Below are 21161 nucleotides of genomic sequence, written 5' to 3' on the forward strand. Positions count from 1 at the left end.
CATGAACCAGCAACTCGCGGGCTACGCCCCGACTCCGATGGCCGCCCGGATGGAGAACCACGGGCGCTCCATGCTCAAGGTCGCCATGGCCTCCGGCCAGGACCTGTACGCGCGCACCGGCTCGATGGTCGCCTACGAGGGCTTCATCACCTACGAGCCCAACCCGCCCGCCGTCCGCCAGGTCGCGCAGGCCTGGGCCACCGGTGAGGGCACGCCCGTCATGAAGTGCTCCGGCGACGGCCTGCTCTACCTCGCCGACTACGGCGCGGACGTCGTCGTGATCAACCTCAACAACGACTCGCTGTCGGTGAACGGCACCAACCTCCTCGCCTTCGACGCGCACCTCCAGTGGGGCGTGGAGCGGGTCAAGGGCCTCGCCAAGTTCGCCGGCCAGGGCCTGTTCAACGTCGAGATCGCCGGCACCGGCTGGGTCGCCCTGACCTCGCGCGGCACCCCGATCGTCGTCGACTGCGGTCGCGGCGAGGACGAGACCTACGTCGACCCGGACGCGCTCGTCGCCTGGTCCCCGGCGCTCAAGGTCAAGGGCAAGCGCAGCTTCAAGGCCTCCTCCCTCATCGGGCGGGGCAGCGGCGAGGCCTACCAGATGGCCTTCTCCGGCCAGGGCATCGTCGTCGTACAGCCGAGCGAGGACAGCACCGACCGCCTGCGGGTCCGGGGCTGAGGGGGAGCGAGAACACCATGCAGAGCCCGCTTTTCAACTACGCCGAGCAGCAGAGCCAGGACCGGTACGTCGTCCAGAACCCGCAGCTGCTGCGGGTGGCGCTCACCGGCCAGGACGACATCCTCGCCCGCAAGGGCGCGATGGTCGCCTACCAGGGCCTCGTCGACTTCGACGGCGAGTACCAGAACGCGAGCCAGCGCCGGGCCCGCGCCCGCACCGGTGAGGGCCTGGACCTCATGCGCTGCTCCGGCCAGGGCACGGTCTACTTCGCCAACCTCGCCCAGTACATCCACGTCGTGGAGGTCGAGCAGGAGGGCATGACCGTCGACAGCGCCTACGTGCTGGCGCTGGACTCGACCCTGCACACCGAGGTCATCGCCGTGGACAGCCAGTACGGCGTTTCCGGCACCGGCAAGTACCAGCTCAACATCTCCGGCCGCGGCAAGGTCGCCCTGATGACCTCGGGTCAGCCGCTGATGATGCAGGTCACGCCGGAGAAGTACGTCAGCGTCGACGCGGACGCCATCGTCGCCTGGTCCACCGGGCTGCGGGTGCAGATGCAGGCCCAGACGCACAGCTCCAGCGTTCGACGCCGGCGCGGCGACACCGGCGAGGGCTGGGAACTGAGCTTCCTCGGCCAGGGCTTCGCCCTCGTCCAGCCCAGCGAGGTCATGCCGCCGCAGAACGCCGCCATCGGACAGGGCCTCGCCGCCCAGTTCGGTGCCGGACAGCACGGCTCGCACGCGCAGAACCAGAACAACGCCTGGAACTGAGCACCGCCCGGGCCCGGCCGCCGCGAAGGGCGGTGGGCCGGACCCGGCCGCGAGGACACGGACGAGGGGCGGTCGCCACGGCGACCGCCCCTCGTCCGTGCGTCGTCCGCCGGTCAGCCGAGGCGCTCCCGGGTGCCCTCCACCAGTCGCACCACGGAGGCGTCGGCCACGTCGGCCACCTCGTCGTACGCGTACCAGCGCAGGTCCAGCGACTCGTCGCTGATCGCCTCCACCGCACCGGCCGGCGCCAGCGCCGCGTACTGGACGTCCAGATGCCAGTGGCAGGGCGCCGGGATCGGGTGCCGGTCCAGTCGCACCGGACCGCCCGGCAGCAGCGTCAGCCCCGCGATCCCGGACTCCTCGGTCGCCTCCCGCAGCGCCGCCGCGGCCAGCGTCGCGTCACCGGGCTCGCAGTGGCCGCCCATCTGCAGCCACAGGCCGAGCTTCCGGTGCAGCGTCAGCAGCACCCGGCCGCGCTCCGGATCGACGACCAGCGCGCTGGCCGTCAGATGCCCGGCCCCGCACGCCTTCCACAGGGCGTCCTCGTGCGCGGCGAGATGGTCCAGATAGATCCCGCGCAGCTCGTCCTGCGCCCCGTCCGGCGCGTACGACTTCAGTACGAGGACGGCGTCGTCGTGCAGGCTCACTTGTCGCTGTCGTCCTTACCGGTCTCGTCGCCCTCGCCCTGGTCGCCGCCGGTCTCCTCGGCCCGGTTCTGCTTGCCGGCCGCCTCCCCGAGCATCTTGTCCAGCTCCGAGAAGTCGAGCTGCTCACGGTGCACGAAGCCGTCCGGGTCGTCCAGGTCGGACGCCGTCGGCAGCATGTCGGGGTGCTCCCACAGGTGGTCGCGGCCGTCGACACCCCGCGCGTCGGTGAGCGAGGCCCACAGCCGCGAGGCGTCCCGCAGCCGGCGCGGACGCAGCTCCAGACCGATCAGGGTGGCGAACGTCTGCTCGGCGGGTCCGCCGCTCGCCCGGCGCCGGCGCAGCGTCTCCCGCAGCGCGTCCGCCGAGGTCAGCCGCGACTTGGCGGCCTCGTGGACCACCGCGTCGACCCAGCCCTCGACCAGCGCGAGCGCCGTCTCCAGCCGCGCCAGGGCGGCCTTCTGCTCCGGCGTGTCCTCCGGCTGGAACATGCCCTGCTGAAGGGCCTCCTGCAGCTGCTCCGGGTGCGTCGGGTCCAGCTGGCCGACGGCGTCCTCCAGCTTGGAGGTGTCGACCTTGATCCCGCGGGCGTAGCCCTCGACCGCACCGAACAGATGCGAGCGCAGCCACGGCACGTGGGCGAAGAGCCGCTGGTGGGCGGCCTCGCGCAGGGCCAGGTAGAGCCGCACCTCGTCCTTGGGGACGCCCAGGTCCTTGCCGAAGGCCTCGATGTTCAGCGGCAGCAGCGCGGCGCGCCCGGCCGGACCGAGCGGCAGACCGACGTCCGTCGAACCGACGACCTCGCCCGCGAGCGCGCCGACGGCCTGGCCGATCTGCTGGCCGAACATGGCGCCGCCCATGGAGCGCATCATGCCGATCAGCGGGCCCGCCATGGCCTGCATCTCCTCGGGCAGGACGTCACCCATCGCCGCCCCGACCCGCTCCGCGACCGGGTCGACCAGCTGCTGCCACGCGGGCAGGGTCGCCTCGACCCACTCGGCGCGGCTCCACGCCACGGCCGTGTGCGCGCCCGAGGGCAGCGAGGTCACGCCGTCCAGCCACAGGTCGGCCAGTCGCACGGCCTCCTCGACCGCGGACTTCTCGGCCGGGCCCACGCTGGAGTCCTTCGTGCCGTCGGCCGTGCCCTGGGCGACGACCTGCCGGGCGATCTGCTTGGCCATGTCCCAGTTCACCGGGCCGCCCTCGTACGAGAGCATCTGGCCGAGCTGCTGGAAGGCGGCGCCCAGGTCGTTGGGGTTCAGCGAGCCGAACATCGCGGCGAACGGGTTGTCGCCGCCGGCGGCTCCGCCGGGCAGACCGCCGAAGCCGAACGGATTGGCACCGAACGGATTACCGCCGCCCTGGCCACCGGACCCCTGGCCACCTCCGGCGGGGTCCTTCTTCTTGCCCTCGTCGCCGTTCTCCGGCTCCTCCGGCGGAAGGCCGAATCCGAATGGGGTGTCACTCACAGGTTTCCTCGGCTCGTAGGGCCGCCGGCTTCCTGCCGACGGCGACTTGTCCCGGCGCGGCTCTCCTCCGGGGCGCCTCGTGCCGGGCTCACAGGCCCGTACGTGCTCGCCCCCTCGTTCCTCGGGGCGGCGCGCTCGGCCCTGTTCCCCCGGCGCGCCCCTTCGGCTCGCCTCGGTGCCCGATACACACCACCAGCGTAGACATCCGGGCCGGATATGGGCTCGGTGCTCCGCCGGGCCGTGGCCTGCGGCAGGATGGACGCCACCTGGTACGTACGCGTCATTCGTGCACGTACTGAAGACAACCGCTGGAGACGCCCGGTGAGTTCCCCAGATCCTCAGGTTCGCGCAGCGCGAAACCCATCGACCCGGTCCGCCGGGCGCGGCCCGGTGGTCGCGGTCACCGGTGCCGCCTCCGGGGTCGGCGACCTGCTGACCAGGCGCCTCGCGGCCTCGGAGGAGATCAAGCAGGTCATCGCGATCGACGAGCGCCGCGGCGAGGTCTCCGAGGCGCAGTGGCACATCCTCGACGTCCGCGACCCCGCCATCGCCGAGAAGCTGCGGGGTGCCGACGTGGTCGTGCACCTCGCCGTCGATCTCGACCTGGAGGCGGACGCCGCCGCCCGGACGGCGTACAACGTGCGGGGCACCCAGACCGTCCTCACGGCCGCCGCCGCGGCCGGCGTGCACCGGGTGGTGCTCTGCACCTCCGCCATGGTCTACGGCGCCCTGCCCGACAACGACATCCCGCTGTCCGAGGACGCCGAGCTGCGGGCGACCGCCGAGGCCACCGGGGTCGGCGACATGCTGGAGATCGAGCGGCTCGGCCGCCGGGCACCGCGCGCCCACCCCGGCCTCAACGTCACCGTGGTGCGCCCGGCCGTCCTCGTCGGCGGCACGGACACCGCGCTGACCCGCTACTTCGAGTCGCCCCGGCTGCTGGTCGTCGCCGGATCCCGTCCGACCTGGCAGTTCTGCCACGTCGAGGACCTGGTCGGCGCGCTGGAGTACGCGGCCCTCGGGAAGGTCGACGGGGAGTTCGCCGTCGGCTGCGACGGCTGGCTCGAGCAGGAGGAGGTCGAGGAGCTCTCCGGGATCCGGCGCATGGAGCTGCCCTCCGCCGTCGCCCTGGGCGCGGCGGCCCGCCTGCACCGCATCGGGCTGACCCCGTCGCCGGCGGGCGACCTCGCCTACACGATGCATCCGTGGGTGGTCAGCGTCGGCCGGCTGCACGACGCCGGCTGGCGCCCGCAGTGGACCAACGAGGAGGTGCTCGCCGCGCTCCTGGAGGAGGTGGAGGGCCGGCACACGGTCGCGGGCCGCCGCCTCGGGCGCAAGGACGCGACGGCTGCCGGAGCGGCCGGTGCGACGGTGGCGCTGCTGGGCACGGCGGCACTGGTCCGCCAGATGCGGAAGCGGCGCGGCCTGTAGGCCGGGCACGCAGGTCCGGCGCGGAATCCGGCGGCGCGGATCCCCTGTAGGTCTCTCCGAGGAAGACTCCGCACAGCCGGTCGAATCCGCTATTCCGGGATGTCCGGGGAGTACGGCACCATGGGCACCATGGCACCCACCCACGACCACCCCGGCGAGCAGGCCGCAGCCGACCCGATCAAGCTGCTGGCGATCCGGGACACGCCGCTCTCCGTCGACGAGGTCTTCCGGGCCGTCGGCGACGACGCCTCCGGAGGCACCACCCTCTTCGTGGGCACCGTGCGCAACCACGACGGCGGCGCGGACGTGGACGCGCTGGGCTACTCCTGCCACCCCTCGGCCGAGGCCGAGCTGCGCCGGGTCGCCGAGAAGGTCGTGGCCGACTATCCGGTCCGCGCCCTGGCCGCCGTCCACCGGGTGGGCGATCTGCGGGTCGGCGACCTCGCGGTCGTCGTCGCGGTCTCCTGCCCGCACCGCGGCGAGGCCTTCGAGGCCTGCCGCAAGCTCATCGACGACCTCAAGCACGAGGTCCCCATCTGGAAGCACCAGACCTTCTCGGACGGCACCGAAGAGTGGGTCGGGGCCRGCTGAGCCTCCTCCGACCACCCGGGCGTCTTTCACACGGCATCACCGGTCCTGTCCAGCGACGCGCCGACGTCCTGTAGCCGAACGGCCCGATTTGCGTAACCGCCACCCCGGCAGCAGCGTTGTTGCTGCAGATCGTTAATCTGCTGATCGACCGGACTCGGTCGGTTGCGGTCGCTCATTGGGGATGGGAGGTCGGGATGGCAGTGCTCGCCTGGTTGCTGATTCCGCTTTTCGCAGTCGTCGGCGCGGCGATATGGGGAAGCTGGGCATCGAGGAACAAGACCATCGGCGACGTCGCCGAGCTCGCCGGCTACGCCCGGTTCCGTGACGCGATGGAGCGGTCCCATTCCGGTACCGCCGACGTCGAGATCGAGATGGCCCCCGCGGCCTCGCCCTCCTCCGTACGCAGTAGCCAAGTCTCCGGCTGAGGACCTCCCGCCGGCCGCCTCGTACGGACCCGCCCCGCGGGTGCACTCACAGGCCCGTCCCGTACTGTCGTTCCATGCCACGCCGCACTGTGACGATGCTCGCCTCCACCCTGGTCCTGATCACTCTGCTCTGTGTGGGCGTTCTCCTCCCGGTGCCGTACGCGCTGATGAGCCCTGGACCCACCTTCAACACCCTCGGGGAAGCCCGCGGTGAGCCGGTGCTCCAGATCGACGGTCACAAGACGTACCCCACCTCCGGGCACCTCAACATGACGACGGTCCGCGTCACCGGTGCGGACTACCGGATGAACGCCGTCGAGGCCGTCTACGGCTGGCTGGCCCACGACAGCGTGGTCGTGCCCAGGGAGACGATCTACCCGGACGGCAAGACCGAGGAGGAGTCGACCCAGGAGAACGCCGAGGAGTTCAGCCAGTCCCAGGAGGCCGCGAAGGTCGCCGCCCTGAGCGAGCTGGGCATCCCGGTCACCACCCGGGTGATCGTCGCCTCCGTGGTGAAGGACAGCCCCGCGCAGGGCGTCCTGCACGCGGGCGACGTGGTCAAGGCCGTCGACGGCGTCGCGGTCAAGGAGCCCGGCGACGTCGCCGAGCAGGTCACGAAGCGCAAGCCGGGGGACAAGGTCGCCTTCACGATCGTCCCGGCCAAGGAGGCGGCGGCGGCCGAGAAGGCCGGCAAGGAGCCCACCGCCACCCGGACGGTCGAGATCACCACGGTGAAGTCGCCGGAGGGCGACCGGGCCATCGTCGGGATCCAGGCCGGTACGGACCACGTCTTCCCGTTCGCCATCGACATCAAGCTCGACGACGTCGGCGGCCCGAGCGCCGGCCTGATGTTCGCGCTCGGCATCGTCGACAAGCTGACGCCCGAGAGCCTCACGGATGGCAAGTTCATCGCCGGTACCGGCACGATCGACGAGAAGGGCAAGGTGGGCCCGATCGGCGGTATCGAGATGAAGCTCGTCGGCGCCCGCAACGCCGGCGCCCGGTACTTCCTCACCCCCGCCGAGAACTGCGAGGCGGCGGCCGGCGACACCCCCGCCGGGCTCACGCTGATCAAGGTGGACACCATCGACGACGCGACGAAGTCGCTGGAGAAGCTCCGCAAGGGCGACACCGCCTCCCTGCCCGCCTGCGCCAAGGGCTGATCCCACCCGCACGTGAGGGGGCGCCCCGGTCGACCGACCGGGGCGCCCCCTCACGTGCGTACGGCTCAGGACTCGAAGGTCGCCGCCAGGGCCTCCGCGAGCCCCGGCACCAGGTCCGCGCCGGTCAGCACCTCGTTCGGCGAGTCCTTGGCGCGCAGCCGGATCGCCGCCTCGCGGGTGCCGTTCCGCAGCACCGCGACGGTCATCCGGACCTCCTGACGGTCGGGGTGCCGGGCCACCCACTGGACGAGGCCGGCCTCGTCCAGGCCGTCCGGCACGGACGCCTCGGCGGACGGCGGCAGCATCAGGCGCTCCACGGTCAGCGCGCAGCCGGCCACCGCGTCGGGCCAGGCGATCCTGCCGAGGAACTCGTCGAGGGGCTTGCCGGCCGGCAGCTCCTCCTGCTCGATGGGGGTGAAGGCGGCGGCCTCGGCGTCGGCCAGGCCCAGCTGGGACGCCAGTCCCGGCTCCTGGGCACGCAGCCTGGCGGTGTCGACGAGGGCGAAGAGCCGGGCCGGACGGTCCCAGCCGAGACCGGAGGCGTACTCGTCGATCTCGAGCACCGCGCGGGTGAGGGGACTCGCGGCCATCGGGGGACCGGAGGGGGAAACGTTGGACATGACCAACATCCTGCCTCCTCATCCCCCGAAGGCGGGAACTAGGTAAAGCCTCAGTAAGTTGCATCAGTGGGCTCTACGATCGCGGGGCCTGCATTACGACGCATCAACCTCGAGGGGCGCACGTTGGCTTTCCAGATGCCGGACCGCGGAGGCGGCGGGGGCCCGACCGGGCCAAGGATGAGGGTCGGCCGGCCGTCCCGGCGCGCCCGCACGCTGCTCATGACCCTGGGCGTGCTGGCCGTTCTGGCGATGGCGTTCGTCATGTTCGCCGGGTTCTGGACCGACTGGCTCTGGTACCGCTCGGTGCAGTACTCGTCCGTGTTCACCACCACGTTGTGGACCAAGATCGGGCTGTTCCTGGTCTTCGGCCTGCTGATGGCGTTCGCCGTCGGCCTGAACATCTGGCTGGCACACCGGCTGCGGCCGCCGCTCAGCGCGATGTCGCTGGAGCAGCAGAGCCTCGACCGGTACCGGATGGGTCTGGCGCCCTACAAGAAGTGGGTGCTCCTGGCGATCACCGCCCTGGTGGGGCTGATCGCCGGTGCCTCGGCCTCCGGCCAGTGGCGCACCTGGCTGATGTGGGTCAACGGCGTGCCGTTCGGCCAGAAGGACCCCCAGTTCCAGCTGGACGTGTCGTTCTACGCCTTCGACCTGCCCTGGTACCGCTTCCTGCTGGCCTTCGGCTTCGCCGCCGCCGTGCTCTCGCTGATCGCCGCCGCGCTCACCCACTACCTGTACGGCGGACTCCGCGTCACCAGCCCCGGCGCGCGGGCCACCGCCGCCGCGACCGGCCACCTGTCGGTGCTGCTCGGGGTCTTCGTCTCCCTGAAGGCCGTGGCCTACTGGCTCGACCGGTACGGCCTGGCCGTGAAGTCCAGCGACTTCAAGGCCGCCGGCAACTGGACGGGCCTGCGCTACGTCGACGCCAACGCCTACCTCCCGGCGAAGACGATCCTCTTCTGCATCGCCGTGATCTGCGCCGTGCTGTTCTTCGCGACGCTGTGGCGCCGCACCTGGCAGCTGCCGGTGATCGGCTTCGGCCTCATGGTCCTGTCGGCGATCCTCATCGGCGGCCTGTACCCGGCCATCGTGCAGAAGTTCCAGGTCCAGCCGAACGAGCAGGCCAAGGAAGCGCCGTACATCCAGAAGAACATCGACGCGACCCGCCAGGCGTACGCGATCGACTCGACGAAGCCGGAGAACTACTCGGGCAAGTCGACGGTCAAGAACAAGGAGCAGCTCCGCGCGAACTCCGACACGGCCGCCAGCTACCGCCTGATCGACCCGAACATCGTCTCGCCGACGTTCCAGCAGCTGGAGCAGAAGCGGAAGTACTACCAGTTCCCGACCACCCTCGACGTGGACCGCTACAGGGGCCAGGACACGGTCGTCGGCCTGCGTGAGCTCAACATCAAGGGCATCCCGAAGCGGAACTGGATCAACGACCACTTCACGTACACCCACGGCTACGGCGCGATCATGGCGCGGGGTACGCAGACGGACGCCAACGGCTCCCCGGTCTTCACCGAGGCCGGCCTGCCGACCACGGGGCAGCTCGGCCCGTACCAGCAGCGGGTCTACTACGGCGAGAAGACGGACCAGTACTCGATCGTCGGCGGCCCGCAGAAGGAGCTGGACTACGAGGAGAACGGCGAGAAGACCACCAGCTACCAGGGCAAGAGCGGGGTCAACCTCTCCAACACCTTCAACCGCGCCGCCTACGCGGTCGCGTTCAGCGAGCCGCAGATCCTCTACTCGGGAGCCATCGGCGACGGCTCGCGGATCCTGTACAACCGCACGCCCAAGGAGCGCGTCGAGGCGGTCGCCCCGTGGCTGACCATCGACGGCGACGCCTACCCGGCGGTCGTGGACGGCAAGATCCAGTGGATCGTCGACGCCTACACGACCACCAACGGCTACCCGTACGCCTCGCGCACCACGCTCGGCGACACCACGGCGGACTCCCTGACCGTGGGCAACCAGCAGCGCGCGGTGGTCGCCCAGCAGAACCAGGTCAACTACATCCGCAACTCGGTCAAGGCCACCGTCGACGCGTACGACGGCACGGTCACGCTGTACCAGTGGGACAAGGAGGACCCTGTCCTCAAGACCTGGATGAAGGCGTTCCCGGACACCGTGAAGCCGCGCGAGGCGATCAAGGACAGCCTCATGCAGCACCTGCGGTACCCGCAGGACATGTTCAAGGTCCAGCGTGAGCTGCTCACCCGGTACCACGTGCAGGACCCGGCGCAGTTCTACAGCGGTTCCGACGCCTGGCAGGTGCCGGACGACCCGACGAACAAGGACGGCAACGCGGTCCCGCCGTACTACCTGAGCATGAAGATGCCCGGTGACGCCCGCCAGCAGTTCTCGCTGACGACGACGTTCACCCCGAACGGGCGGCCCAACCTGGGCGCCTTCATGGCGGTCGAGGCCGACGCCACGAGCAAGGACTACGGACGCATAAGGCTGCTGCGGGTGACCTCGGAGGTCCCCGGACCCGAGCAGGTGCAGAACAAGCTCAACAGCCTCCCGTCGGTGGCCACGTTCGTCCGGGACATGAAGGGCGCCGACTCCGACATCCAGTACGGCAACCTGCTGACGGTCCCGCTCGACGGCGGCTTCCTCTACGTCGAGCCGGTCTACGCCCAGGGCCGCAACGCGCACTACCCGCTGCTGAAGAAGGTCGCGGTGTCGTACGTGGACGCGGACCAGCCGGACGGTGACACGACCAAGGACACCACGGTGTTCGAGGACAACCTCACCCTCGCGCTGAACGCCGTCTTCGGGGTGGAGGGCGTCACACCGCCCCAGCCCGAGCAGCCGGGCACGACGCCGCCGACGACGCCGACCACCAACGACGCCGCGCTGAAGCAGGCCATCGCCGACGCGCAGAAGGCCTACGACGAGGGCGAGGCCGCGCTGAAGAAGGGCGACTGGACCGCGTACGGCAAGGCCCAGGAGGCCCTGCAGGACGCCCTCCAGCGGGCCGCGGACGCGGGCGCCAAGCTGAAGTCGGACCAGAAGCCGGCGGACCAGAAGCCCGCCGGGAACACACCCAAGCCGGGGGCGACCCCGTCCACCAGCGCGAGCCCGCCGAGCGGCTGACAGGACCCACCCCCGCGTCGTGGTACGGTTACGACACAACGACGCGGGGTGGAGCAGCTCGGTAGCTCGCTGGGCTCATAACCCAGAGGTCGCAGGTTCAAATCCTGTCCCCGCTACTGAAGACGAAGGCCCGGATCCATCTGGATCCGGGCCTTCGTCATGTCCGGGCACGCGCGCCACGCGACCCGAAGAGCCGTTCGGAGGGGGCGAGTTGGGCCGGAACGTGTTTGACTTATCTCTCTGTGGGCATGTCGACAAAACGCTGAAGTGACCTCACTGGCTGCGGTATACCAGGTGTACGGGCGTTGCGGGTGGTGCGACGATGGAATTTATGGGGGACAGGGCAACTCTGTTGGAGACAGGGCGGTTTGTGCAGCGGCATGCCAAGAATGCCGTAGATGACATCATCGAGGCCGTCGTGGCCGTCGATGCGACCGTCGACACCACCGCCGAGAGCGAGACCGAGACCGAGGCGCGCCACCGGCGCGCCGCCGAGAGCGGCGACACCGCCTCGATGAGCATGCTGGGCGCGCTGCTGCTGCGCCGCGGCGACCTGGACGGCGCCGAGCCGTACCTGCGCGGCGCCACCGCGGAGGGGGACCGCGCCGCCGCCAACAACCTGGGCGTGCTGCTGCACCAGCGGGGATACGCCGACGAGGCCGCCGGCTGGTGGCGGGTCGCCGCCGTCGCGGGCTCCGCGCCGGCCGCGCACGCGCTCGGCCGGCACCACCGCGAGCGCGGGGACGAGCCCGCCGCCGAGTACTGGCTGCGCCAGTCCGCCGAGCAGGGCCACGCGCTCGGCGCGTACGCCCTCGCCGACCTGCTGGAGCACCGCAGCGACGTCGGCGCCGAGCGCTGGCTGCGCGCCGCCGCCGAGCAGGGGCACCGGGAGGCCGCCTACCGGCTCGCCCGGGCCCTGGAGAAGCGCGCCGCCGGCACGGAGCCGGGGCACGCCGCGCTCTACGACACCGGCACCCGGCTCCGTTCCGCCCGCGAGGTCCTGACGCACGGGACGGGGGCTCCGGGCGGCTCCGGCGCCGCGACGGGCCCCCGGCCCGGCGGGGAGGCCGGCGAGCCCGGAGAGGCCGAGCAGTGGTACCGGCAGGCGGCCGCGCGCGGCCACCGGCGGGCGGCGCTGCACCTCGGCGCGATCCTGGAGCAGCGCGGCGAGCTCAAGGAGGCGGGCCGCTGGTACCTCAGCTCGGCCAAGGAGGGCGAGGCGAAGGCCGCCTGCGCGCTCGGCTTCCTGCTGCGTGACGCCGGCGACGAGGAGAGCGCCGCCGTGTGGTGGCTGCGCGCCGCCCAGGACGGCGACGGCAACGCGGCCAACGCGCTCGGTGCGCTGCACGCCGCCCGCGGCGAGCAGCAGACCGCCGAGCGCTGGTACCGGCCGAGCAGTGGTACCGCCGCGCCGCGTACGCGGGTCACCGCGAGGCGGCCAACGCGCTCGCCGTGCTGCTCCTGCAGGCCGGCGACGCGAACGGCGCCGAGCCCTGGTTCTCCAAGGCCGCCGAGGCCGGTAGCGTCGACGCGGCCTTCAACCTCGGGATCCTCTACGCCGGACGGGACGACGACCGCACCGCGCTGAGCTGGTACGAGCGGGCCGCGGCCGCCGGGCACACCGAGGCCGCGCTCCAGGTCGGCATCGCGGCCCTGCGCGACGGCGACGAGCAGGGGGCCGAGCGGCACCTGCGGTGCGCGGCGGGCGGCGGCAGCGCCGAGGCGGCCTTCCGGCTCGCGACCGTCCTGGACGCGCGCAGGCCCGAGCCCGGCCCGCCGGCGCTCGGTGCCTCGCGCGAGGAGAAGAGCGAGTGCGAGGAGTGGTACGAGCGGGCCGCCGAGCAGGGCCACCGCAGGGCCCAGGTCCGTGTCGGCATGCTCGCCGCCGCGCGCGGTGACATCGCGGACGCGGCCCGCTGGTACCGCGAGGCGGCCGAGGCGGGCAGCCGCAACGGCGCCTTCAACCTCGGGCTGCTGCTCGCCCGCGAGGGCAGCGAGCGGGAGGCCGCCCTCTGGTGGACCCGCGCGGCCCACGCCGGGCACGGGCGCGCCGCGCTCCGCCTCGGGCTGCTCGCGGCCCGTCGCGGAGAGCTCTCGGAGGGACGGCGCTGGTGCGCGCGGGCCGTGGAGCTGGGGCCGGCGGAGGTGGCCGAGCGGGCGGCACGACTGAGCGAGGCGCTGCACCAGGAGCTCACCGCGTAGGGCCGCCGGGGACAGGCGCCAAGTGATTTGCGCTGGTGGAGGGGGTCCCGTAAGGTTGGGTTCACCGACGCGGGGTGGAGCAGCTCGGTAGCTCGCTGGGCTCATAACCCAGAGGTCGCAGGTTCAAATCCTGTCCCCGCTACTCAGTAGCAACGAAGGCCCGGATCCTCTTGGATCCGGGCCTTCGTCGTTCCCGGTCCGTCGTCCTGCTGCTTCGTCGTTCCGGCCGCCGGTACGCGCGAGGCCCCCGACCGCACGGGTCGGGGGCCTCGGGTCGTACTGTCCCGCCGTGTCTCAGGCGGTGGTCGCGCAGCCGGGGCAGAGGCCGCGGTAGGTGACCTCGACGTTGGAGATCGTGAAGCCGAAGCGCTCGGTGTCGGGGAGGTCGGCCAGCGGGTCGCCCACCGGGTGGACGTCACGGATGGCGCCGCAGCGGCCGCAGACCAGGTGCTGGTGCGGGCGGTGGGCGTTCGGGTCGTACCGCTTGGCGCGGCCGTCCGTCGCGACCTCCATCACCTCACCGAGCGTGACCATCTCGCCCAGCGTGTTGTAGACGGTCGCCCGGGAGATCTCCGGGAGCCTGTCCACCGCGCGGGCGTGCACCTCGTCGGCGGTCAGGTGGACGTGGTCCCCGTCGAGGACCTCGGCCACGACGCGCCGCTGCGCGGTCATCCGCCAGCCGCGGCCGCGCAGTCGTTCCAACAGGTCGCTCATGAGGGCCAGCCTAACAGTCGGGGACCCAGGGTCCCGAACAGGTGTGACTTTGGATGTTCACTTGACTTAGACAATGTCCATTGTAGGATCGATCCCGGCATTGGTCGAGTGTCCAGGGACACGCGGCCGACAAGGGACAGGACTCGCAGGACATGACGCAGGAGGCGCACGTGACGCAGGGACCGCTCACGACGGAGGCCGGCGCGCCGGTCGCCGACAACCAGAACAGCGAGACGGCGGGCGTCGGCGGTCCCGTCCTCGTCCAGGACCAGCTCCTCCTCGAGAAGCTCGCCCACTTCAACCGCGAGCGCATCCCGGAGCGCGTGGTCCACGCGCGCGGCGCCGGTGCGTACGGCACCTTCACGCTGACCCGTGACGTCTCCCGGTGGACGCGTGCCGCGTTCCTCTCCGAGGTCGGCAAGCAGACCGAGACCTTCCTGCGCTTCTCCACCGTCGCGGGCAACCTCGGCGCGGCCGACGCGGTCCGCGACCCGCGCGGCTGGGCGCTGAAGTTCTACACCGAGGAGGGCAACTACGACCTCGTCGGCAACAACACCCCGGTGTTCTTCATCAAGGACGCCATCAAGTTCCCGGACTTCATCCACACCCAGAAGCGCGACCCCTACACGGGCTCGCAGGAGGCGGACAACGTCTGGGACTTCTGGGGGCTGTCCCCGGAGTCGACCCACCAGGTGACCTGGCTCTTCGGCGACCGCGGCATCCCGGCCTCGTACCGCCACATGAACGGCTACGGCTCGCACACCTACCAGTGGAACAACGAGGCCGGCGAGGTCTTCTGGGTCAAGTACCACTTCAAGACCGACCAGGGGATCAGGAACCTCACGCAGGACGAGGCCAACAGGCTCGCCGGCGAGGACCCGGACAGCCACCAGCGCGACCTGCGCGAGGCCATCGAGCGCGGCGACTTCCCGACCTGGACCGTGCAGGTGCAGATCATGCCGGCGGCCGACGCGGCGGCCTACCGGTTCAACCCGTTCGACCTCACCAAGGTGTGGCCGCACGAGGACTACCCGCCGGTCGAGATCGGCACGCTGGAGCTCAACCGCAACCCGGAGAACGTCTTCGCCGAGGTCGAGCAGAGCATCTTCTCGCCCGCGCACTTCGTCCCGGGCATCGGCCCCTCGCCGGACAAGATGCTCCAGGGCCGCCTCTTCGCGTACGGCGACGCGCACCGCTACCGCGTCGGCATCAACGCCGACCACCTGCCGGTCAACCGCCCGCACGCCACCGAGGCGCGCACCCACTCCCGTGACGGCTTCCTCTACGACGGCCGCCACAAGGGCGCGAAGAACTACGAGCCGAACAGCTTCGGCGGTCCCTTCCAGACGGACCGCCCGCTGTGGCAGTCCACCCCGGTCACCGGCGGCACGGGCAACCACGCCGCCCCGGTGCACGCCGAGGACGACGACTTCGTCCAGGCCGGCGACCTCTACCGGCTGATGTCCGAGGACGAGAAGGGCCGCCTCGTCGGGAACCTGGCGGGCTTCATCGCCAAGGTCTCGCGCGACGACATCGTCGAGCGCGCGATCGGCAACTTCCGTCAGGCGGACGGCGACTTCGGCAAGCGGCTGGAGGCCGCCGTCCAGGCCCTGCGCGGCTGACGACGCTTGCCGTAGAAGAGAGAGGGCCGGACCTCCGCGTGGAGGTCCGGCCCTCCTTCAGGTCCCGCGGGTCGACACACCCGGATGCCGCCCGGGCGCCCGGGGCGGACTAGGCGGACTAGGCGGTCAGGGTCGCCGTGCGCCGGTGCGCCGGGGTCCAGCAGCGGATGATGTCGCGTACGGAGACGATGCCGACGGGGCCGGCGTCGTCCAGGACGACGAGATGACGGAAGCCGCCGTGCGTCATGGCCTCCGCGGCCTCCTCCAGGGTCCAGGTGGGAGCCGCGAACACCACGTGGGTGGTCGTGTGGGCGCCCGCGGTCTCGTGGTCGGGGTTCTGGTCCGCGCCGATCGAGTTGAGGATGTCGCGTTCGGTGATGATGCCGAGGCCGCTGGTGTCGGCGTCCAGGACGACGGCCGCGCCGACGCGGCGCGCCGACATCAGTCGCGCGGCCTGCCGCAGGGTGTGGGCTGGTCCGATGGTGAGGACCACCGTGCTCATGGCGTCACGGACGAGCATGGATGGAGCCACCTCCTTGGGGAATCCCGTCCCGCCTTCAACGAGAAGGGATTCACAAGTTCACAAGTGGGGGGACTCTCAGAGTGGCACCGGGGCCCGGACCCGACAAGGGGGCGCGCGTGGCGCGTGCCGGAGCGTCCCGGGCTCCCGCGCGCGTGCGGCCGGGACGCCGCGAGGCCGGCGGCGGTCAGCCCTGCTGGTTCAGGTAGCTCAGGAGTTCGCCGTGGAGGAGGCCGTTCGAGGCCGCCGCGTTGCCGCTGTGCGGACCGTGCTGCCCGTCCAGGCCGGTGTACGTGCCGCCCGCCTCCTGCACGACGATCGCCACGGCCGCCATGTCCCACAGCGACAGCTCCGGCTCCGCGCAGATGTCCACCGATCCCTCGGCGACCATCATGTACGGCCAGAAGTCGCCGTAGGCCCGGGTGCGCCAGCACGCCCGGGTCAGGTCGAGGAAGCCGTCGAGGCGGCCCTGCTCCTCCCAGCCGCTGAGCGAGGAGTACGCGAACGAGGCGTCGGAGAGCTCCGACACCTTCGAGACCCCGATCCGGGTCGCCGACGTCAGGCTGCGGCCGGTGTACGCGCCCGCCCCCTTCGCCGCCCACCAGCGGCGCCCGAGCGCCGGCGCCGACACCACGCCGACCACGGGCTGGAAGCCGGTGTCGCCCGCCTCCATCAGCGCGATCAGCGTGGCCCAGACGGGCACCCCGCGCACGTAGTTCTTGGTGCCGTCGATCGGGTCGATCACCCAGCGGCGCGGACCCGTGCCCTCGACGCCGTACTCCTCGCCGAGGACCGCGTCGCGGGGCCGTGCGCGCTGGAGCTGACCGCGGATCAGCTCCTCGGCGGCCTTGTCCGCCTCGCTCACCGGCGTCATGTCCGGCTTGGTCTCGACCTTCAGGTCGAGCGCCTTGAAGCGGTCCATGGTGGCCGCGTCCGCGGCATCCGCCAGGACATGGGCGAGACGAAGGTCATCGTGGTAGTCGGCCATGGTCGGAACTCTATCCCTCGAAGCGGCGTGCCCCTGCGGGAGTCCTTGACAGAGCGTGGCCACCCGTCAACTCTGAGCGAAGAACCGTTCTGGCCGGGAGGCGACGATGCCTACTGCCCGTGAGGCCCTGCTCGATGCCGCGCTCGCGGCTCTGAGGAGGCTGCCCTGGTCCGCGGTCAGGATGGTCGACGTCGCCGCCGACGCCCGCGTCTCCCGGCAGACCCTCTACAACGAGTTCGGCAGCAAGGAGGGCCTGGCCCGCGCACTGCTGCGGCGCGAGGCGGACGCCTACCTCGCGGGGGTCCAGCAGCGCCTCGCCGAGCCCGCGGGCATGCCCGACCGGCTGGCCGGGGTCGCCGAGTGGATCGTCGCCGAGGCCTGCACCCGCCCCCTGCTGCGCGCGCTCCTCACCGGCTGCTGGGGTGAACGCCTCCCCGTGCCGCGCCCCGCGCGGGCCGGCGCGCTGCGTTCCGGAGTGCCCGCCCAGCGCCGGGCCGACGCCGGTCCGCCCGCGCCGGCCGAACTCGTCGCCGCCACCCTCGCCTGCGCGGACGACCGCTGGGCCCGGACCTGTGAACTCACGGTGCGGCTCGCCCTCTCGCACCTGGTCGCCCCTGACCCCCAGGGCGTCGGACCACTCGTCCGCAGGGTGCTCGACGGAACGCTCAGTGGGCCGAACCCGACAGCTGGAGACCGATGACCCCCGCGATCACCAGCGTGATCGAGACGATCTTCAGCGTCGACACGACGTCGCCGAGGAAGATCATCCCGTAGATCGCGGTGCCCGCCGCGCCGATGCCGGTCCACACCGCGTACGCGGGGCCGACGTCCAGCTTCCGCAGGGCGAGGGTCAGCAGACCGAAGCTGCCCAGGGCGAAGGCCGCGAAGGCGATGGTCGGCCACAGCCGGGTGAAACCGTGCGACAGCTTCAGGCAGACCGCGAACCCCGTCTCCAGGAGCCCGGCGACCACCACCAGCAGCCACGCCATCGTCAGTGCCTCCCACGCCGTCGGTGACTGCTCGTTCGACCGCTTCGTCTCACTGGGTGCGATTATGCCCTTACCAGTGGTGGTGGGCGGCAAACGTACGCGGCTCAGTCGCCCTCGCGTCGCTCCCGGGTGGAGAGCAGGCGCCGCAGCGAGTACAGCCGCGCGGGATCGGCGTGGCCCTCGGCCACCCACGCGTCCAGCGCGCAGTCCGGCTCGTCGTGGCTGCACGCGCGCGGACAGTTCTCCGTCCCCGGGACGAGGTCGGGGAAGGCGAGGATGACCCGGGACGGGTCGACGTGGTGCAGGCCGAAGGAGCGCACGCCGGGGGTGTCGATCACCCAGCCGCCCTCCTCGGCGTTGAGCGGGAGCGCCAGCGCCGAGGTGGTGGTGTGCCGGCCGCGGCCCGTCACCGCGTTCACGTGCCCCGTGCTCCGCCGGCGGTCCTCTGGCACCAGGGCGTTGACCAGGGTCGTCTTGCCGACGCCCGAGTGTCCGACGAAGGCGGTGGTCCGCCCCGTCAGGTGCTCGTGGACCCGGTCGGCGGCCACCCCGTCCACGAACTCGTCACGCGTGGTCACCACATAGGGGACGCCCAGGGCGCCGTACATCTCCAGGAGCTCGTCCGGCGGGGCCAGGTCGGACTTGGTCAGGACGAGCAGCGGGGTGAGGCCGCCGTCGTACGCGGCGACCAGGCAGCGGTCGATCAGCCGCGGGCGTGGCTCGGGGTCGGCCAGCGCGGTCACGATCGCCAGCTGGTCGGCGTTGGCCACGACCACCCGCTCGTACGGGTCGTCATCGTCGGCCGTGCGCCGGAGCACCGAGCTGCGCTCACCGATCCGGACGATCCGGGCCAGGGTGTCCTTCTCGCCGGAGAGGTCACCGACGATCGAGACGCGGTCGCCGACGACGGCGGCCTTGCGGCCGAGCTCGCGCGCCTTCATCGCCAGGACGATCCGGTCGTCCACCAGGCAGGTGAGCCGGCCCCGGTCCACGGTGAGGACCATGCCCTCCACCGCGTCCTCGTGCTTGGGGCGGATGCTGGTCCGGGGACGGTTGCCCTTGCGGTTGGGGCGCTGGCGGATGTCGTCCTCGTCGGTGTGCTTGCCGTAACGCCGCATGCCTCAGACTCCGAGCATTTCGGTCCACATCAGCGGGAAGTCCGGCAAGGTCTTCGCCGTGGTCGCCACGTTCTCGATCCGCACGCCCTCGACGGCGAGGCCGATGATCGCCCCGGCCGTCGCCATCCGGTGGTCGTGGTAGGTGTGGAAGACACCGCCGTGCAGGGGCCGGGGCCGGATGTGCAGGCCGTCCTCGGTCTCCGTCACGTCGCCGCCGAGCTCGTTGATCTCCTTGGTCAGGGCGGCCAGGCGATCCGTCTCGTGCAGGCGCAGGTGGGCGACACCACGCAGGGTGGAGGGGGAGTCGGCGAGGGCGGCGACGGCCGCGATGCCGGGGGTCAGCTCGCCGACCTCGCCGAGGTCCACGTCGATGCCGTGGATCCGCCCGGTGCCGGTGAAGGTGAGGCCTGCGTCGGTCAGCTCGCAGGAGCCGCCCATCTCGGTGAAGATCTCGCGCAGCGCGTCACCGGGCTGGGTGGTGCGGGACGGCCAGTCGGGGACGGTGACCCGGCCACCGGTGACCAGTGCCGCGGCCAGGAACGGCTGGGCGTTCGACAGGTCCGGCTCCACCACCAGGTCCCGGCCGAGCAGGACGGAGGGGGCGACCCGCCAGACGTTCGGCTCGCCGCCGGTCTCGGGCTCGTCGACCTGCGCGCCGACCACCCGCAGCATGTCGACGGTCATCCGGATGTGCGGCATGGACGGCAGCTTCCCGCCGACGTGGCGCACCTCCACGCCCTGGTTGAAGCGCGGCGCCGAGAGCAGCAGGGCGCTCACGAACTGGGAGGACGAGGAGGCGTCGATCTCGACGGTGCCGCCTTCCAGACCGCCGCCGCCGTGCACCGTCATGGGCAGCGCGCCGCGCCCGTCGTCGTCGATCCGCGCGCCGAGCGCCCGCAGGGCGTCGATCACGCCGTGCAGCGGGCGTTCGTGGGAGCGGGGGTCGCCGTCGAAGTGGACCGGGCCGTCGGCGAGGGCGGCGACCGGCGGCAGGAACCGCATCACCGTGCCGGCGTTGCCGACGTCGACGGTCGCGGGCCCGCGCAGTCCGGCCGGGATGATCCGCCACGCCTCACCGGTGCCGTCGGGGCCGACGCCCTCGTCGATCTTCACGCCCAGGGTGCGCAGCGCCTCGGCCATCAGCAGGGTGTCGCGGGAGCGCAGCGGACGGCGCAGCCAGCCCGGCTCTGCGGCGAGCGCGGCGAGGACGAGGCCGCGGTTGGTGACCGACTTGGATCCGGGCACGGTGACGGTCGCGTCGACGCCTCCGTCCGCGTACGGCGCGGGCCAGAGGTCGGAGGTCGGGGCGGTGTGCACGGGGCTTTCGGTCATGCCCTCACTTTAGTGGGGCACACACGGGCCGGGTCCCGTCGGCGAGGGAGCGTCGCGCCCCGGCCGGAAGTCGAGGAGGCCCCTCAGAGGCCCAGCAGCCAGCGGCTCGCGCCGATCAGGGAGCAGATCGAGACGGCGTGGAAGAGGAAGAGCCAGAGCACCGGGTGGACGTTCGTGAGCCGGGCGAGCTGGTCGGCGTCGGAGTCCGGCGCGCCGCCGTGGCGTCGCTTGCCCTGGAGTTCGAAGACCGGGCGGACGCCGCCGAGGAGCAGGAACCAGACGACGGAGTACGCGAACCCGGCCTGGACGTCCGGGCCGGTCAGCCAGGAGACCAGGAGGAAGGCGGCGCCGGTGACGAGGACGGTGAAGATCCCGTAGGCGTTGCGGACCATCACCAGCATGACGAGGAGCAGCGCGGTCGCCAGCCAGAGGAGCAGGGTGATCCGGTGCTCGGTGAGCAGCCAGGCGCCGCCCAGGCCCAGCAGCGGGGCCGCGGTGTAGCCGGCGGCGGCGGTCAGGATCATGCCGATGCCGGTGGGGCGGCCTCGGGAGACCGTGAGGCCGCTGGTGTCCGAGTGCAGCCTGATGGATTCGAGCCGGCGGCCGGTGACGAGCGCGACGAGACCGTGGCCGCCCTCGTGGGCGATGGTGATCGCGTTGCGGGAGAGCCGCCAGACACGGCGCGGGACGACGGCGGCGAGGGCGGCTATCGCGGTCGCGATGACCAGCCACTGCTCGGGAGCGGTCTGGGTGCCGAGGACTTCGGTCAT

Annotated in this window: 19 protein-coding genes, 2 tRNA genes and 1 pseudogene; 12 read left to right on the forward strand and 10 right to left on the reverse strand. The window is 71.8% G+C overall.

Annotated elements, in window-relative coordinates; all coding sequences use genetic code 11:
* The first annotated feature begins 1 nt into the window (after position 1).
* Entirely contained in the window at positions 2-682 is a 681-nt protein-coding gene (locus EAO71_RS31140; protein ID WP_147981124.1) for an AIM24 family protein, read from the forward strand.
* A gap of 17 nt (positions 683-699) precedes the next feature.
* Positions 700-1455, forward strand: a complete 756-nt coding sequence (locus EAO71_RS31145; protein WP_147981125.1) for an AIM24 family protein — start codon at positions 700-702, stop codon at positions 1453-1455.
* A 113-nt stretch (positions 1456-1568) separates the two neighbouring features.
* On the opposite strand, the gene EAO71_RS31150 is transcribed toward EAO71_RS31145, so the two are convergent.
* Both EAO71_RS31150 and EAO71_RS31155 read right to left on the reverse strand, forming a co-directional pair.
* Positions 1569-2102 carry an NUDIX hydrolase gene (locus tag EAO71_RS31150; RefSeq protein WP_147981126.1) on the reverse strand — a complete coding sequence of 178 codons (534 nt, stop codon included), beginning with the start codon at positions 2100-2102 and terminating at the stop codon, positions 1569-1571.
* The gene (locus EAO71_RS31155) at positions 2099-3568 is read right to left on the reverse strand and encodes a zinc-dependent metalloprotease (RefSeq protein WP_147981127.1); all 1470 of its coding nucleotides are present in this window, start codon (positions 3566-3568) and stop codon (positions 2099-2101) included. The genes EAO71_RS31150 and EAO71_RS31155 overlap by 4 nt, the downstream gene beginning before the upstream one ends.
* Positions 3569-3889: 321 nt before the next feature.
* Here EAO71_RS31155 and EAO71_RS31160 point away from each other — a divergent pair, with 321 nt between their 5' ends.
* The 4 genes from EAO71_RS31160 (at position 3890) to EAO71_RS31175 (ending at position 7178) form a co-directional block, all read left to right on the forward strand.
* The gene (locus tag EAO71_RS31160; protein WP_147981128.1) at positions 3890-4999 is read left to right on the forward strand and encodes an SDR family oxidoreductase; all 1110 of its coding nucleotides are present in this window, start codon (positions 3890-3892) and stop codon (positions 4997-4999) included.
* Between the two features lie 129 nt (positions 5000-5128).
* On the forward strand, positions 5129-5590 hold the full coding sequence (locus EAO71_RS31165) for a molybdenum cofactor biosynthesis protein MoaE (protein WP_147981129.1): 462 nt from the start codon (positions 5129-5131) through the stop codon (positions 5588-5590).
* A gap of 194 nt (positions 5591-5784) precedes the next feature.
* Positions 5785-6015 carry a hypothetical protein gene (locus EAO71_RS31170; RefSeq protein ID WP_147981130.1) on the forward strand — a complete coding sequence of 77 codons (231 nt, stop codon included), beginning with the start codon at positions 5785-5787 and terminating at the stop codon, positions 6013-6015.
* A gap of 74 nt (positions 6016-6089) precedes the next feature.
* A complete protein-coding gene (locus tag EAO71_RS31175; protein ID WP_147981131.1) occupies positions 6090-7178 on the forward strand; it encodes a YlbL family protein in 1089 nt (362 codons plus the stop codon).
* Between the two features lie 65 nt (positions 7179-7243).
* Here EAO71_RS31175 and EAO71_RS31180 read toward each other — a convergent pair whose 3' ends face one another.
* Complete coding sequence (locus EAO71_RS31180) at positions 7244-7798, reverse strand: PPA1309 family protein (RefSeq protein ID WP_147981132.1); 555 nt, start codon at positions 7796-7798, stop codon at positions 7244-7246.
* Positions 7799-7933: 135 nt separating this feature from the next.
* Here EAO71_RS31180 and EAO71_RS31185 point away from each other — a divergent pair, with 135 nt between their 5' ends.
* From EAO71_RS31185 to EAO71_RS31200, 4 genes and pseudogenes are all read left to right on the forward strand, one after another.
* A complete protein-coding gene (locus tag EAO71_RS31185; protein WP_147981133.1) occupies positions 7934-10906 on the forward strand; it encodes a UPF0182 family membrane protein in 2973 nt (990 codons plus the stop codon).
* 42 nt (positions 10907-10948) lie between these two features.
* Positions 10949-11022, forward strand: a tRNA-Met gene (locus tag EAO71_RS31190).
* Positions 11023-11228: 206 nt separating this feature from the next.
* Positions 11229-13108: pseudogene (locus EAO71_RS31195) on the forward strand (tetratricopeptide repeat protein).
* A gap of 68 nt (positions 13109-13176) precedes the next feature.
* Positions 13177-13250: transfer RNA gene (locus tag EAO71_RS31200), tRNA-Met, on the forward strand.
* A 152-nt stretch (positions 13251-13402) separates the two neighbouring features.
* On the opposite strand, the gene EAO71_RS31205 is transcribed toward EAO71_RS31200, so the two are convergent.
* Positions 13403-13822, reverse strand: coding sequence for a Fur family transcriptional regulator (locus EAO71_RS31205; protein WP_147981134.1), 420 nt, complete (start codon positions 13820-13822; stop codon positions 13403-13405).
* Positions 13823-13974: 152 nt separating this feature from the next.
* Here EAO71_RS31205 and EAO71_RS31210 point away from each other — a divergent pair, with 152 nt between their 5' ends.
* Entirely contained in the window at positions 13975-15444 is a 1470-nt protein-coding gene (locus tag EAO71_RS31210; RefSeq protein WP_147981135.1) for a catalase, read from the forward strand.
* Between the two features lie 118 nt (positions 15445-15562).
* Here EAO71_RS31210 and EAO71_RS31215 read toward each other — a convergent pair whose 3' ends face one another.
* On the reverse strand, positions 15563-15964 hold the full coding sequence (locus tag EAO71_RS31215) for a CBS domain-containing protein (RefSeq protein WP_147981136.1): 402 nt from the start codon (positions 15962-15964) through the stop codon (positions 15563-15565).
* Positions 15965-16151: 187 nt separating this feature from the next.
* Positions 16152-16952, reverse strand: coding sequence for a histidinol-phosphatase (gene hisN / locus EAO71_RS31220; RefSeq protein WP_147981137.1), 801 nt, complete (start codon positions 16950-16952; stop codon positions 16152-16154).
* A gap of 106 nt (positions 16953-17058) precedes the next feature.
* Here hisN and EAO71_RS31225 point away from each other — a divergent pair, with 106 nt between their 5' ends.
* The gene (locus EAO71_RS31225; protein WP_147981138.1) at positions 17059-17652 is read left to right on the forward strand and encodes a TetR/AcrR family transcriptional regulator; all 594 of its coding nucleotides are present in this window, start codon (positions 17059-17061) and stop codon (positions 17650-17652) included.
* Here EAO71_RS31225 and EAO71_RS31230 read toward each other — a convergent pair.
* The 4 genes from EAO71_RS31230 to EAO71_RS31245 all read right to left on the reverse strand — a co-directional run bounded on the left by EAO71_RS31230 (position 17618) and on the right by EAO71_RS31245 (position 21161).
* Positions 17618-17941, reverse strand: coding sequence for a DMT family transporter (locus EAO71_RS31230; protein WP_147981139.1), 324 nt, complete (start codon positions 17939-17941; stop codon positions 17618-17620). The two genes, EAO71_RS31225 and EAO71_RS31230, sit on opposite strands and share 35 nt — an antisense overlap.
* Positions 17942-18045: 104 nt before the next feature.
* A complete protein-coding gene (rsgA, locus tag EAO71_RS31235; RefSeq protein WP_147981140.1) occupies positions 18046-19059 on the reverse strand; it encodes a ribosome small subunit-dependent GTPase A in 1014 nt (337 codons plus the stop codon).
* Positions 19060-19062: 3 nt separating this feature from the next.
* Positions 19063-20391: a 3-phosphoshikimate 1-carboxyvinyltransferase gene (aroA, locus tag EAO71_RS31240; protein ID WP_147981141.1), complete on the reverse strand. Its 1329-nt coding sequence runs from the start codon at positions 20389-20391 to the stop codon at positions 19063-19065.
* Between the two features lie 83 nt (positions 20392-20474).
* Positions 20475-21161 (reverse strand): M50 family metallopeptidase, encoded by a 687-nt coding sequence (locus EAO71_RS31245; RefSeq protein WP_147981142.1) that lies wholly within the window; start codon positions 21159-21161, stop codon positions 20475-20477.

The sequence above is a fragment of the Streptomyces sp. MS191 genome (genome assembly GCF_008042125.1).
In the GTDB taxonomy this organism is placed as follows: domain Bacteria; phylum Actinomycetota; class Actinomycetes; order Streptomycetales; family Streptomycetaceae; genus Streptomyces.